Below are 16,074 nucleotides of genomic sequence, written 5' to 3'. Positions count from 1 at the left end.
GTAGCTGAAAGTGAAATATCTACTTGAAGGATATTGAAAAGATGAGTGAATCACAGGTGAGATTTCCATTATCTCTGACACAACAAGACATTTACTTTGACCAACTGCACAATAGTAGCAGTCCGTTGTATAACATCGGTGGCTATATTCGATGTGGTGCCATAGATCTGGATAAAATTCGATTAGCGCACCAAGCTTTGGTGATTAATCATGATGCATTTGGCATTCGAATTGTTGCCGAGCATGATGACGTAAAGCAGTACATCAGCAACACTCGCTCATCAGATTTACCACTGCATGACTTTAGTCTTGAGCTTCAGCCTGAGCAAGCAGCTATTGAGTGGCTTGATGAACTATTTCAAAAGCCAATTAACTTTAAAGATGCACAAATGTGTTTCGGCTTTGTACTGAAGTTAGCTGACTTTCAATATTGGTATGTTGGTTTAAGTCATCATTTAGCGATGGATGGTTGGGGGTTTGCTAATTGGGCTCATCAACTGGCTGATTACTACAACGATGCAGCGGACTTATCACAAAATGATCATGGTCTTTGGCAGAGTACGTGTGAAAAAGACTTGAGCTACCTCTCATCTAAACGATATCAAAATGATAAAGCGTTTTGGCAATCACACTGCCAAAACATGCCTGAAAAGTTACTAAATCAGAATTATGCGAGTAGCTTTACAGAGCAAGATATTATCCCTAGTGCCCGTCACCGAATTCCACTTTCACGTGCGGATTTTGAGCGCTTCAATGCTGCTGCTAGCAAGATGGGCGTGGGTGTTCCACAGTTATTTATTGGCATGCTGAGCTGTTACTTCTCATTAGCATACAATCAAGATGCAATTAGCTTCGGGATCCCTGCCCACAACCGCAGAAATAGCACCGAAAAAGACATGGTTGCAGTGTTTACCAGTGTCAGTCCTCTAGTTGTTATACAAGTTGATAAAACGCAGCCATTTTCGACCTTGGCTCAGCAGATAGCAAAATTACAAAAGGCCAGTTTTCGTCACCAAAGATTTCCAATCGGCCACATGATGCAAGCCCTAAACAAAAGTGGCATGCAAGATGCGTTGTTTGATATCAGCTTCAACTACCTAAAGCTAGATTATAGCGATCTTGCTTTTGATGGTGTGCCTGCAGAGGTGATTTACCATCACCATCATCATGACGCCGTGCCACTGACCGTCACTATTTGGGATGGGGATGGTGAGGATTTAGAGCTGCAACTTGACCATCACTTAGGCTATTTCTCTAAACCAGAAATACAGTTATTAGGTGAGCGATTTGAGTTTTTATTGGCGCAGTTAAGCAAGGAAGATGGCGGCGATATCACGATAGATGATTTAGACCTTATTCCATATAGCGAAAAGGCGCTTTTAAATCAGCAATTCCAACCAGAATCACTGGATTTTGAAAGAACTCTGTTGGTGCACGAGTTATTTGAGCAACAAGTTGCTCGCACCCCACAGCAGGTTGCACTGATCCATAATCAGCAGCAGTTGAGTTACCAGCAACTGAACGAGAGAGCGAATCAATTAGCCCAATACCTAGTCAATCAAGGTTTGCAAAAAGCAGAGCTAGTTGGGGTATGCATTGAGCGGGGTGTTGATATGGCCGTTGCTGTGCTTGGCATACTTAAAGCTGGTGGTGCATATGTTGCGTTAGACCCAAGTTATCCGGCCGAACGTTTAGCCTACATTGCGGATGATGCGGCAATGAGGTTTGTGATCAGCCAACAAGGCGTTGCGCAACAGATCACTTTTGCTGAGCAAATCCAGATTGTTGCTTTAGACGACCCACATCTAAAAGAGCAATTACATCAATATGATACAGCAAATTTATCTGGCCAACATGCATTGAGTGCCGATCAACTTGCGTATGTCTTATATACATCAGGCTCTACAGGAAAACCTAAAGGCGTTCAGATCGCGCATCGCAATGTCGTTGCCTTTGTTAAGTGGGCACAGGTCTACTTTAGTGAAGCTGAACTCAATAAGGTATTAGCGTCTACATCATTGAACTTTGACTTATCGGTATTTGAGTTATTTGCGCCGTTAAGTTGTGGTGGTTGTTGCGTCATTGTTGAAAATATCTTATCTCTGACAGAGTTAGGCTACCAAGATGCTGGCATAACGCTTATCAATAGCGTGCCATCGGGCATTAAGGCAGTGCTTAACGAATCTGCAATCCCAAGTTCTGTGTTGACGATAAACAGTGCAGGTGAACCATTACCTAAAGCCTTGGCGAATGAGCTGCTTGCACACAGCAATGCGCAGCGAGTGGTTAATTTATATGGGCCAACAGAAGACACTGTTTACGCTACTGCACATTCTATCAGCGAGCCCATTGTTGGCGATGTCTTGATTGGTAAACCAATTGCCAACGGTCAAGCCTATATTTTAAATGAACACGGGCAGCAAACACCCATTGGCGTGACCGGTGAGCTTTATTTAGCGGGTGAGCGTCAATCATTAGGTTATATCAACCGCCAGGATTTAACAGACAGTGTGTTTGTAGCCAATCCTTTTTCGACGGATACAGCAAGCAAGTTGTACAAAACGGGTGACCTAGTTTGCTTTCAAACCGATGGGTCAATTGCCTATAAAGGTCGTATAGGCGACCAAGTTAAAATTAGAGGCTTTCGCATTGAATTGGGTGAGATAGAGCATCACCTCAGCCAGTTGCCAATGGTCAATAGTTGCTTGGTGGTCGCACGTGCAGACTCACAAGGCGATCATAAGTTAATTGCTTACGTGCAGTGCCATGAGAGCCGCAGTGAACGTAATGCAACAGATGAGTTAAGACAGGCACTGGCATTAAAACTGCCGCATTACATGATTCCCAGTGTATTTACCATGATAGAGGCATGGCCACTCACACCAAACGGTAAAATTGATAAAAAAGCGCTGCCAGCCCCAGATGTTGCATCACTGCAAAATCAATATGTCGCGCCAAGCAGCAATACCGAAAAAGTGTTGTGTGCACTATGGGCTAAGTTGCTGGACGTTGAGGAACAAGCAATTAGCGCGAATGCTAACTTCTTTGCACTCGGTGGGCATTCTTTGTTAGTCATGCAACTCGTTGCACATATCCGTAATACCTTGTCATGCCAATTAGAGTTTGATCAAGTATTTGCTGCGCGAGATTTACGTGCATTAGCAGCTCTAATCGATGCACAAAAAAGCAAAGATAATTCAACCTACACACAAATCAGTGGCTGCAGTGAAGACACCCTCGTGATGTCCAGCGCACAACAAAGTATGTGGCTGATTGACCGAGCGCAGGGCAATAGTGTGCAGTACAACATGCCACAAGCGATGACAATTCACGGTCACTTTAACCGCGAAATTGCAACGCAAGCAGTTATGCAGATCATTGCTCGCCATCAACCTTTACGTACCATTTATCAAGATCACTGTGGCGCAGCTGTACCGCACTTACGCTCAGCCGATAATTTTTGTATTGAGTACGTAGATTTGAGCAATGAAGATTGCAGTGCGCAACATGCCTTAGTGGAACGTCTATGTACTGAGTTTGCGCTACGCCCATTTGATTTGGCATCAGATTTAATGATCCGAGTAAAGCAACTGCATTTGGGTGATGAAGCACAACAGAACAACGGTATTTTGTTGTTCAACATTCATCATATTGCTTTTGATGGTTGGTCTATTAAGTTGTTCATTCAAGAGTTTAATACGCTTTACACCGCCTTGTCACAAGGTAAAGCGAGCCCTCTTAGCGTTCTGAGCACAACGTATAGCGATTATGCGTGTTGGCAACAAGCACAACTGAGTGACGCGACGGCACACACTCAGCTTGATTACTGGACGAAACAGCTCGCAGGTTTACCTCAAGTTCACAGTATTCCGTTAGATAACCCACGTCCGGCACGACAAAGTTTCAATGGGATTACGCATTTCAGCACCATTAGTTCCGAGACTGCGACCGCTTTACGCGAACTATGCCGTAGCAAAAGTGCGTCATTATTTATGGGCTTGCATGCAATTTTTGCAGCGCTTATTGCCAGATACAGTAATGAACAGGATATTGCCATTGGCACGCCTGTAGCCAACCGTGAACAAGCTGAAATAGCAGATTTGATGGGGATGTTCGTCAATAGCTTGGTACTGCGCAGTGACTTGTCTAACGAGCCGAGCTTTTTAGAACTAATGGCGCAAAGCAAAGAGGTGTTGTTAGAAGCATACGCAAATCAAAAAGTATCATTTGAGCAAGTGGTTGAGCGTTTGCAGCCGTCGCGCAACCTAAGTCACAGCCCGCTGTTTCAGGTGATGATGGTACAAACGGATGAGCAAAATATTGCGTTTGAGTTACCTAATGTCACGTTAGCGCAAGCCCAAATGCGCACCTTGATAGCCAAGTATGACCTAACACTGAGCGTAAAAGAGCAACAAGATGGTGTGCAGCTTGGTTGGGAATACAACTCAGATCTATTTAATGCCGACACGATTGAACGCATGGCTCGTCATTTTGCACACTTGGCTGACGCTTTGGTACGTACACCAACGCAAAGTGTGTTTAAAGCACCATTATTAAATGAAAATGAGCAACAGCAACAATTAGTAAATTGGAACCCGGTGCAGTTGCAAGACAGCACAGCATGTATTCACGAGGTATTTGAAGCACAAGTGCGTGCTTTTCCACAAGCCATAGCGGTTGTTTATGAACAACAAAGCATGAGCTACACCACTTTAAATGAGCAGGCTAATCAATTGGCTCACTACCTGATTGAGCAACGTCAGGTGCAACCTGATATGAGAGTCGGTATTTGCCTAACCCGTTCATTGGATATGATTGTGGCGATTCTGGCGGTATTAAAGGCTGGGGGCGCTTATGTGCCGTTAGACCCAGCATCACCGTCTTCACGAATCAACTATATTCAAAGCGATGCTCAGTTATCGACGGTGATAACGCAATCACACTTAGCGCAGCAATTGCAGTTAGCGGATGATGTTACGGTGTGTTTAGATGATGCGTCATTGCGTCAACAAGTTGCATTACAACCTAACGATAACATTGCCGCATCGGAGCTTGGCTTAGGGCCTAATCACTTAGCGTATGTCATATATACCTCTGGCTCTACAGGTCAGCCTAAAGGGGTACTTATTGAACATCAAAACGTACCTAGGCTATTCAGTGCCAGTGAACAACATTTTGAGTTTAAACAAAGCGATGTTTGGACTTTATTCCACTCTTTTGCTTTTGATTTTTCAGTCTGGGAAATATGGGGGGCATTATTTTACGGCGCTAAGCTGGTTATTGTGCCCCAAGAGGTTACTCGCTCTTCAGCGGAGTTTTTCCAGTTAATTCAAGAGCACAAAGTCACAATTTTGAGCCAAACACCAAGCGCTTTCGCTCAGCTTTCTAACATAGCCTGTACTGATAAAGATGCTCAATCCATAGCAAGGTCAACGTCACTGCGTTATGTGGTGTTTGGTGGTGAAGCGTTGAATTTTGCTGCGCTTTCTTCATGGGTTGCGCTCTATGGCGACGCGACACCGCAGTTAATCAATATGTATGGCATCACAGAGACCACCGTGCATGTTACTTATCAGCGTGTACTACAGAGCGATATTCTCAATCGTAAAGAAGCAAGTGTTATTGGTCGAACGCTCAGTGATTTGAGTGTACAGCTGATGGATGCGCATCAAAACTTGGTGCCTGTTGGTGTCATTGGTGAAATGTATGTGGGCGGCGCGGGTGTCGCAAGGGGATATTTGAATCTACCTGAGCTCACTCAAGCTCGTTTTATTGATAATCCCCATTTTGATGGCAAGCATAGTGAAAGATTATATCGCAGTGGCGACTTAGCTCGTTGGTTGTCTGATGGTTCGCTTGAGTACATGGGGCGTATTGACCATCAGGTTAAAATTCGAGGTTTTAGAATTGAGCTTGGTGAAATTGAGTATGCGCTTGCATCTTTAGCGTCGGTTAATGAAGCAATTGTTATCGATCACCAACTAGCTGGTGGCGAAAAGCAACTGGTTGCTTACGTTACTGCATCTCACGGCGATACGCACAGTCAAACAGACAAAAAAGCTTATGTCGGTGCCATTAAGCAGCAGTTAGCACAACAGTTACCAGAGTACATGGTACCGACGGTGGTGATGGTTTTAGCGTCGTTACCATTGACTGGCAACGGTAAGGTTGATCGCAAAGCGTTACCTACACCGGATCTTTGTGTACAACAAGGGGACTATGTTGCTCCGAGCACCAAAACAGAACACCAGCTTGTGAGTTGTTGGGCACAGTTACTTTCTCTTGATGAAAATGCACTCAGTGTGGAAGCCAATTTCTTTGAAGTGGGAGGAAGTTCTTTACAGTCATCTAGAATGATCCACCTGTGCAACGAACAGTTTGGCATCGCACTGCGTATCAGAGACATCTTCGAATGTCCGACAATTAAGGCGCTGGCAGCTCGAGTAGATGAAGCGCATCAGCAGGTGAACGCTGCGAATATTCAAGCAATGCAGCATTATGTTGCACCTACTCAAGTGCCATTGTCATACACGCAATCACGCATTTGGTTGGTTGAGCAACTCAAAGGTAAAACCTGTGAGCACAACATGCCAATCGTTATAAAAATGCAAGGGCATGTTGATATGCAGATATTACAGCAAGCGATGGACTATATGGTTGCGCGTCATGACAGCCTGCGTACGTTTGTTGATATGCAAGATGGTCAGCCTTATCAAATGGTTAGTGAACAGGTTGCGACAGTATTAAGTTTTGCAGATTTAAGTGACATGCCACAGGCAGACAAAGCGGCTAAGGCGCGCTTACTGGCTTATGAAAATGATGTTCAGCCATTTAATTTGGCAGCGCCTTCATTGTTAAGAGCTACCTTAATTCAGCTAACACAAGCAGATTACCAGTTACACATTAACTTCCATCATATTATCTCAGATGGTTGGTCAATCACTCTATTTGTCAATGAGTTACTTGCTGCTTACGATGCATTTTCTGCACAAAAACAGCCTCATCTACCAGTATTGAAATTTAACTACCAAGATTTTGCTCTGTGGCAACAAGCATTTTTACAAAGCGAGCAAGCACACAGCCAAGCGGCATTTTGGAAGCAGTATTTACAAGGCTGTAACGAGCAAATTACCCTGCCATATCAACACAAAGTGGCGAGTGCAAAAGCGCAAGGCAAGAATGTTGTTAGAGCAAAAATTAACAATACCCTGACGGCATCACTGAACAAACTCGCCGCGCGTCATCAAGGCAGCTTGTTTAATGTCATGCATGCTGCACTTGCATTGTTAATTGGTCGCGTAAGTGGCGAGCAAGACTTTAATATTGGCATCCCAGTAACTGGGCGCAATATTGCCGGCACTGAAAACATTTTAGGTGCTTTCCTTAATAATTTACCTATTCGTACACAATTAGATTTAGCTCAGCCATTTTCGCATATGCTTAGCCGTGAAGTGAAAAATGTAGCAGCAGTTTTATCAAATCAAGATTTGCCATTTGAGCATATTCTAACGCTGAGTGAGGCAAAGCGTACAAACGATACTACGCCATTGTTCCAAATCTTCCTCAACATGTTGAGTCTACCAGAGGTGGAGTCTGCCAACGACGCGTTTAGCGTATCGTTAGAAAAAGGCTCTGATGTGGGCAGTAAGTTCAATATCACTTTCTATATTGTCCCAACAGATTCGGGCATGGAGATCCACTGTAACTTCAACAACAAGTTGTTCGCAGTGCCTGATATTGAGCGACTAGTAGCTCAATACACCCTGTTGTTAGAGCAATTATCAGAAAATAGCGATAAAGCGTGTGGACAATATCAGTTAGTTCAGACAACAGACTTTGTACCGCAGTTAACACAATCTTTATCACTGTCTTGGCAAGGTCCTGTGCATCAGTGTTTTGAACAAGTTGCTGAGCAAATGCCAAGTAATGTTGCCTTGCGCTTTAACACTAAACAGTGGCGATACGATGAACTTAATTCAATCGTTAACTACTATGCTCAGCAGTTGGCACAAGCGGGTGTTAGAAGCGGTGACACGGTCGCAATCATGACCGAGCGTTCAGATGCACTGGTCATCGCTACCTTAGCGGTACTCAAAGCAGGCGCAGCATTTATGATGCTCTCTAAAACCGTGCCAGCAAGACGCATCTTACAACAGATGCAAGCGGTACCACCTAAGGTATTGATCAGTCTAAGTACTGAAGAAACGATTGACGATAAAGTGCAAGCGCACATTACGCAAATTGGTTGTGCTCGGGTTGATGTTATCGCCGATAAACATATTGCAACACAATATCTAACTGCAGAAAGGTTTGTTGGTCCTGAGATTGCCGCAGATGCGCCTGCATGTATTGGTTTTACTTCCGGTACTTCTGGCCAGCCTAAAGCCGTGATTGGTCGCCATAGTGCATTGAGCATCTTTATGCCCTGGATGCGTGAGGCTTTCTCACTCAATGTCGACGATCGCTTCGGTATGATGTCTGGGCTTGTGCATGACCCATTGCAGCGCGATATGTTTACACCTTTGTGCATGGGGGCGACGTTATGTATCCCACAAGAGCAAGACTATGATGTTGCTCGTTTAAATGACTGGTTGTTAGACAACCAAATTTCAGTGCTTCATTTAACACCAAGTCTTGGCAACATGCTAAGTGGCTCGGTAGAGCGCCCGATAGAATCTCTGCGCAAAGGCTTCTTTGTGGGTGAGGCGTTGACGACTGCTCATGTACGCAAGTTTAAAGAGTTTGCGCCAAATCTGTCTGTGGTGAACTTATACGGCTCTACTGAAACCAGCCGTGCAGTGAGCTACTTCAACGTAGACACGCATCTTGATTACAACAATACCGATGAGATTGTGCCGGTAGGCTGCGGTATTGGCGGTGTGCAATTGGTGCTATTTAATTCGCAAATGACACCGTGTGGTGTTGGCGAAGTGGGCCAAATTGGTGTGCGCAGTGAACATCTATCACTGGGTTATGGCAATGATGTACAACTAAACAAAGAGAAATTCATTCAAACTCCCGGCTCAACAAAGCCCGGCGATGTTATCTATCTTACAGGGGATCTAGGCTACTACCGCGCCGATGGCAATGTGACCTGTCTTGGACGCATGGATAAGCAGGTGAAAATCCGCGGCTTTAGGGTCGAGCTTGCTGAAATTGAAGCGGTACTCAAACGCCACGAAAGCGTGCACCAAGTAGCAATTACAACACAGGCGCGCGCTGATGAGCTGATGATTGTAGGCTGCGTGGTGCTAGCAAAAGGCCATGAACAGAGCAACCAAACAATTCGCACATGGCTTGCTGAGCGTTTACCTGACTACATGGTGCCTGCACATTTGGCCATCGTTGAGCAGATCCCGATGACCGAAAATGGCAAGCTAGATAGCAACAAGTTAAGCGAGTTAATCCTCATTGCTGGCCCCAGCGAACTGGAGCCACCAGCCAATGAACTCGAAACACAATTACTAGCAATATGGCGAGAGCTACTGGGCGTTGAGCAAATTAGCATGCTTGATGACTTCTTCTCAATTGGCGGCCATTCGCTACTTACAACCCGATTACTAGCAAAAGTTAAGCAACAGTTTGGTGTAGAGATTGAGTACAAGGCGTTCTTTGATGACAGCTCAATCCGCGCAATCGCCGCGCATATCGAAAGCGTGAAACTGGCTAACTCAGTACTTAAATCAAACAAAAACAAAAATAAGGTGATCTTGTAATGCCTAAACAAACTTCACAAGAACTGACGAAACAAGAAACCTATGCATCTGAAAATACGTCATTTTTATCATCATGTAATACCACTTTACATGATTATATGAAAAACAATCGCGATGCAGCGGGTCAGATTTTAAAACAAATCAAAGCACAGCCTCATGATGGCGGATTTCAAGCACACTATGGTGTTGAACCTTGGCCTGTCGTGTTGTCGTCACATCGTATTGATGAGTTCAAAGAGTTTGTCAAAGAGTTGCCGTATATCGCAATAACGGTATTGAAAAATTACTTTGGCAATGATGTAGAAGGGTTTTGTGACTACTTCGACAGTAGCAAAGATGTTTTCGATTTGTTGAATGAATCAACCATTCATGTTGACGAGATTATTTGTCGTCATGACATCCTTTACAGCAGTCAGCAGTTAAAGCTGCTGGAAATGAATATGGGCACCAACATTGGTGGTTGGGAGCTGGATTGGTTACATGCTGATACGCTCAAAGCGATTAGCAGTGTTGCACCTTTAGTGGATAAAGATATTGCTTATCGTCCGGTTATCAATGGCCTGACTGATGCGCTAGCTAAATCGGTAAAAGCGCTGAAAAAAGATAGTAAAACCGGCAACATCCTGTTTCGTGCGACCAAGTTGCAACCAGCCGGCATGGAGATGATGGCGCAATATATTCAAAGCCATTACCAAGCGAGCGAACATTATCAAGGCGGACAAGTGTTTTTCTTCGCTGACATGGCTGATCTGCAGTTTAAGAATAACAATCGAGTGTACTTCCAAGGCCAAGAAATGGATGCGGTTTTATTACTTGATAGAGATATGCCACCGAGCCTTTATCGCAAGTTAGACATGGCGTATATCGCACAGCATATTCTTTTCCCAGATAGTGTAGTACATAGCCTGATTGGCAGTAAAACGTTGATGGCTTTACTGCATGAACCAAAAGCAAAAGTGCTGCTCAGTGAGCAGCAAGTAGCATGGGTTGAGCAACACGTACCTTGGACAGTTAGGGCTAATCAAGACACCGTGCTATGGCAAGGCGAATCGCATGAACTAAGTACATTGCTGCTGGCACAACAAGATCAATTTGTAATCAAAAAATCTCACTCATTGCAGGGTAAAGATGTCTTCATTGGTAAATATACCAGCGACAGTGAGTGGGCAGAGTTAGTTCGCGAACTCAGCGGTCAAGGTGGTTGGATTGTGCAGCAGTTTTGCCCTTCAGACGTGATAAACAGTGCCAATGAACACTGCCATATTCAACCTGTGATCCCCGTGCTTGCCGCATTTGGATTTGGTGAGGTTTATAACGGCTCAATTGCTCGTGGCGTACCAGTGCATCTAGATCAAGGAGTTGTAAACTTAGGTCGTGGCGCTGAAATCATCGTGTTGTTAGAAGATAGAACGCCTGTTAGCAATAAAACTGCTGACGAGGATTACACCGCTTCTTTGGCAAATAATCAGCATCATTCAAAACTATTTAGAGAAATGATGGAAGCATTATCCGTTGATGAAGTAATGCAGCAGTATCAACTAAGCACGGATATTGATGGTGTGCCTGATTTTATGCGCCACTATGAATATACGATTTCGGCGTGGCCCTTTGTTATTTCTAGACAGCAAGTGGCGCAATTTAATGACTTTATCAAGCCATTAGTTGAGCTTATGTATCGTGCGGTCGATGTGTATTTTGCCCAAGACAGTAGCAAATTTGCGAACTACTTAGATGAGCCTGCGATTGTTTTTGACTTGTTAAAAAGAGCCAAAGTTGACCCGCGCGATCTACTGATCCGTCATGACATTATTTTCTCTGAGCAGGCATTCAAATTACTCGAAATCAACGTAGGGTCAACGGTAGGTGGTTGGCAGCATGACTGGGTGAACTGTGTGTTCGACAAATCTCTAGCCCTCAGTGATAAAACGGCAAATTGGGACTTAACGTATCGTGATGTAACGGCAAAAACCTTCGCAGCTATCAGCAGCACAATTCGTCGTACCAAGCCAAACGCACAAGGCAATATTTTACTTTATTCTCGCGGTGAGCAGGATATGGCGCAGTTCGATAGCTTTAAGCAAAGCTATTGTGAACTATATCAACGCGTTGCTAAGTTTTCGCAAGGAACCATCTACTTCTTTAGTGATTTTGCCCAGCTGCAGTTTAGCAATGATGGCCAAGTACTATTTGACGGTAAAACAATGGATGCGGTGTTACTGACCGTAGGTGAAGATGTGGAAATTCCACGCACCACCATGATGCGCCTGGTATCCAGTTATTTGGGTGGCAAAATCGTGTTTCCAGATAACCCAATCCATGCCGTTTTAGGTAACAAGACCATGCTGGCATTGATGCATGAGCCAGAACTTCATGCACAGCTTGATGAGGCATCGGTTGCATTCATCCAACGCTACATTCCATGGACCATCAAGGTCAATCAAAAGCAAGTCGCATGGCAAGGCAAAATACACGACCTAGAAACTTTACTACTTGAAAACAAAGATCAATTTGTTCTTAAAAAAGCGCGTTCATTGCAAGGCCGAGATGTGTTTATTGGTCGTTACATGAGTGATGAGCAATGGCAAGCATGTTTTAACAAAGTACGTGATGACAATGGTTGGTTGGTGCAGCAGTTCTGCAAACCAGGCCCTGTGGTTGCCAGCTCACAGTCTTCTGAAATTGGTATCTATGAGCCAGTTTGGGGCATTTTCGATCTAGATAATGAATACAGCGGTGCCTTTGTAAGGGCAAAAAGTAAAGGACAAGGGAACGGCATCATCAACTCAGCCGCTGGTGCCATAGAGTTCTCAGTGTTCGAAGAAACAAACAATAAACAACAAAAATTAGTTCTGTAAGTGGTTCAAGGAAACAAAAAATGAAAATAGTAAACATCATAGCTGAATGTGCAAAGCAACAAGTTGAGTTAAGCGTTAATGGTAATGATCTAGAAGTTTCTTTTGACCAATACCCATCAGAAGAACTAATTGCAAACTTACGTGAGAAAAAGGCGGATATCGTCGCATTTATTCAGGCTCAGCAAAACGCCACTCGTGCAGATGCGGATGCCATCACACCAGTCAGTAGAGAAGGCAAATTACCGCTGTCTTTTACTCAACAACGTTTGTGGCTTGCAAACAAAGTAGAGGGTGGCAGTGTTCATTACAATATGCCTGCGCGTTTGAAGCTGACCGGCGCATTAGACTTTGCTGCTTTAGAGCAAGCGTTTGCAACCATTGTGTCACGTCACGAAAGCTTACGTACACAGTTCCTTGAAGATGAACAAGGGGAACCTTATCAGCAAATTAAACAAGATTATCAGTTTAATGTTCACTACACCGACTTATCTCATTTAGAAGGTGAAGAACTTGACGCCAGACGCAATGACATTGCGCAAAGTGAAGCGCAGCAAGGGTTTGATTTAGAAAGTGATTTAATGTTGCGAGTGCAAGTGTTGAAAGTACAGGCCGATAGCCATGAAGTGCTGGTTACCATGCATCATATTGCCTCAGATGGCTGGTCGTTGGGTATTTTGGTTGATGAATTCAGCAAGCTGTACAGCGCATTTAGCCAAGGGCAAGATAATCCCCTTGCGCCACTCGATATTCAATATGTTGACTACGCACAATGGCAGCGTAACTGGCTCAAAGGAGATGTGCTGGAAGAGAAGTTATCGTATTGGAGTGAGCAATTAGCTAACCTGCCAGCGGTGCATAGTTTACCTTTGGATTACCCACGCCCTGCAAAGCAAAACTTTACAGGCCGTACTTACCAATCACACATTGATGCGGAAACAACCCAGAAATTAAACGCATTGTGTAAAACCAAAGGGGCCACATTATACATGGGCCTAAATGCCATCTTCAGTGTGTTATTAGCACGTTATAGCAACGAACGAGACATTGTGATCGGGTGCCCAATTGCAAACCGAGAGCAAGCTGAAATTGCGCCATTGATTGGCTTTTTCATCAATACATTAGTACTGCGTAGTAATTTAGCTGATGAGCCTAGCTTTAATGAGTTGTTAGAGCGTACCAAGCAAATGATGCTAGATAGCTACAGCCACCAACAAGTGCCTTTTGAGAAAATCGTAGAAAAACTTGTACCTACTCGCAGTTTAAGTTTCAGTCCGTTATTTCAAATTGTATTGGCACTGCATAACAACGAACAACACGAATTATCACTGCCAGGGATCACGCTGAGCAATGTAGAGCAAGGGGGCGATATTGCAAAATATGACCTGCTACTAAACGTCAGTGAAAGCGAGCAAGGTCTGACATTAGGTTGGGAATACAGCACGGCATTGTTCCGTGAAAACACGATTGCAACCATGGCCGAGCATTTTAGTAACTTACTGCAGGTAATGCTGGCACAGCCTGATACTTCGGCATTTGTATTACCTATGTTAAGCGAGCCTGAAGTCGCGTTAATGCAAAAGCAGTGGAATACAACTGAAGTAGAATACGATAAGTCATTGTGTGTTCATCAGTTATTTGAACAACAAGCAGCACTTAACCCTGAGCATATTGCCGTTGAATTTAAAAATGAACGTCTCACTTATCAGCAGCTTAATAGTAAAGCTAATCGCTTAGCAAACCTACTGATTGAGTCTGGCGTAGAGCCGGGCTCTAAGGTGGGGATCTATTTAGAACGTTCGACTGAACTGTTGATTGCCGTATTGGCGACTATGAAAGCGGGCGCGGCTTATGTACCACTAGAGCCTAGCTACCCAAGCAAGCGTATCGAAGCCATCTTAGCTGATGCAGAGATTGAAGTTGCGTTATTAAATTCAGCGCTTATGGAATCATTCCCAATATCGGGTGTGGATGTGCTTACCCTAGATAATGCAGCAACTGATGAGCAGTGGATGTGCGAGTACAGTGATGAAAACCTCTCTAAGGATGAGGTCGAAACTAGCGCCCAAAGCTTAGCCTACATCTTGTACACATCAGGCTCAACAGGTCGTCCAAAAGGCGTTATGGTGCCACATCAAGGCGTTGTTAACTACTTAACGCACGCCCAAACGCATTACTTAAACGAGACGCTTATTGGGTCGGTGGTGAGTTCTCCTTTGGCATTCGATGCAACATTGACCACGTTATTAACGCCGTTGACAGTAGGTAAAGTGGTCAGAATTCTCCCTGCAGGAGAAGGGGAATTAGATAGTCTAACCAAACAGTTTGCTGATGAAAGCGCGTGGCTGTTCAAGATAACACCAGCACACTTAGAAGCTCTGTCACAGATGCTGCCAAAAGACGGAAGCAATACAGCTCAACATCACGTTGTAGTCGGTGGTGAGCAGTTGACTCAATCACTGCTTGCGCAGTTTAGAGCACACTTACTGCCTAACACCACCTTTACCAATGAGTATGGCCCGACAGAGACGGTTGTGGGCTGCAGTACTTACACGATTACGCCACAAAGCGATGAACAGCCAGATGGTAGCGGTGCTATCCCGATAGGTAAACCTATCTGTAATACCCGTTTGTACGTGCTATCAGCCGATATGCAAGCACAGCCAATTAACAGTGTTGGTGAGCTATACATTGCTGGTGATGGGGTAACTTTGGGTTACTTAAACCGCGATGAGCAAACTCAACAGAGCTTTATCACACATCCTCAGCTGGGTGCGCAAAAGCTCTACCGTACGGGCGATTTAGTGCGTTGGCGCGGCGATGGTGAATTGGTATTTGTAGGGCGTGCCGATCATCAAGTAAAAGTGCGCGGTTTTAGAATCGAGCTAGGTGAAATTGAGCACGCACTGCGCAGCATCGAAGGCGTGCGAGATGCGTTAGTGATTGCTAATACTCAAGATGCTGACAGCAAGCTGGTGGCTTACGTTGTGCCAACACAGTTCCCAGCTGAAGGGGAAGCTCAAAGCTCTGCTAAAGCGGCACTTGCTAGCGACTACCTAAATAAGATCCGTCAAGAATTACCAAGCTATATGGTGCCAAGTCACTGCGTTGTACTGGCAAGCATGCCGTTAACTGAAAACGGCAAAGTTGACCGTAAGGCCTTACCAGACCCAGATGGCAATGAACTATTAACCGCACAATACGTTGCGCCAAGCAACGATGTAGAGCGCTTGCTATGTCAAAAATGGCAAACGTTATTACAAGTGGAACGTGTAGGGGTCACCGATAATTTCTTTGACCTTGGCGGTCACTCATTAACGGCTACACGTTTGATCACGCAAGTAAACCAAGAGCTGGGACTGAGCCTTTCCTTACAACTTATTTTCGACATGCAAACAGTCTCAGAGATGGCTGCGCACATAGAGTTCTTGCAAGTACAACAAGCAATGGCAGCCAAGCAAAGCGAAGTAACCAATCAAGCAACACCAGAAGAGGTGGAGTGGTAA

General features: G+C 44.5%; 3 protein-coding genes. All 3 read left to right on the top strand.

The window, feature by feature from the left end; translation table 11 throughout:
* The first annotated feature begins 41 nt into the window (after positions 1–41).
* The 3 genes from HC733_RS05980 to HC733_RS05970 are packed head-to-tail and all read left to right on the top strand — an operon-like array spanning position 42 to position 16,074.
* On the top strand, positions 42–9,716 hold the full coding sequence (locus HC733_RS05980) for a non-ribosomal peptide synthetase (RefSeq protein WP_190364142.1): 9,675 nt from the start codon (positions 42–44) through the stop codon (positions 9,714–9,716).
* Positions 9,716–12,571, top strand: coding sequence for a hypothetical protein (locus HC733_RS05975; RefSeq protein ID WP_190364141.1), 2,856 nt, complete (start codon positions 9,716–9,718; stop codon positions 12,569–12,571). The genes HC733_RS05980 and HC733_RS05975 overlap by 1 nt, the downstream gene beginning before the upstream one ends.
* A gap of 20 nt (positions 12,572–12,591) precedes the next feature.
* Entirely contained in the window at positions 12,592–16,074 is a 3,483-nt protein-coding gene (locus tag HC733_RS05970; RefSeq protein ID WP_190364140.1) for a non-ribosomal peptide synthetase, read from the top strand.

It is taken from the genome of Pseudoalteromonas sp. S16_S37 (assembly GCF_014694405.1).
Taxonomy (GTDB): Bacteria; Pseudomonadota; Gammaproteobacteria; order Enterobacterales; family Alteromonadaceae; genus Pseudoalteromonas.
This window is presented reverse-complemented; position numbering and strand designations above follow the sequence as displayed.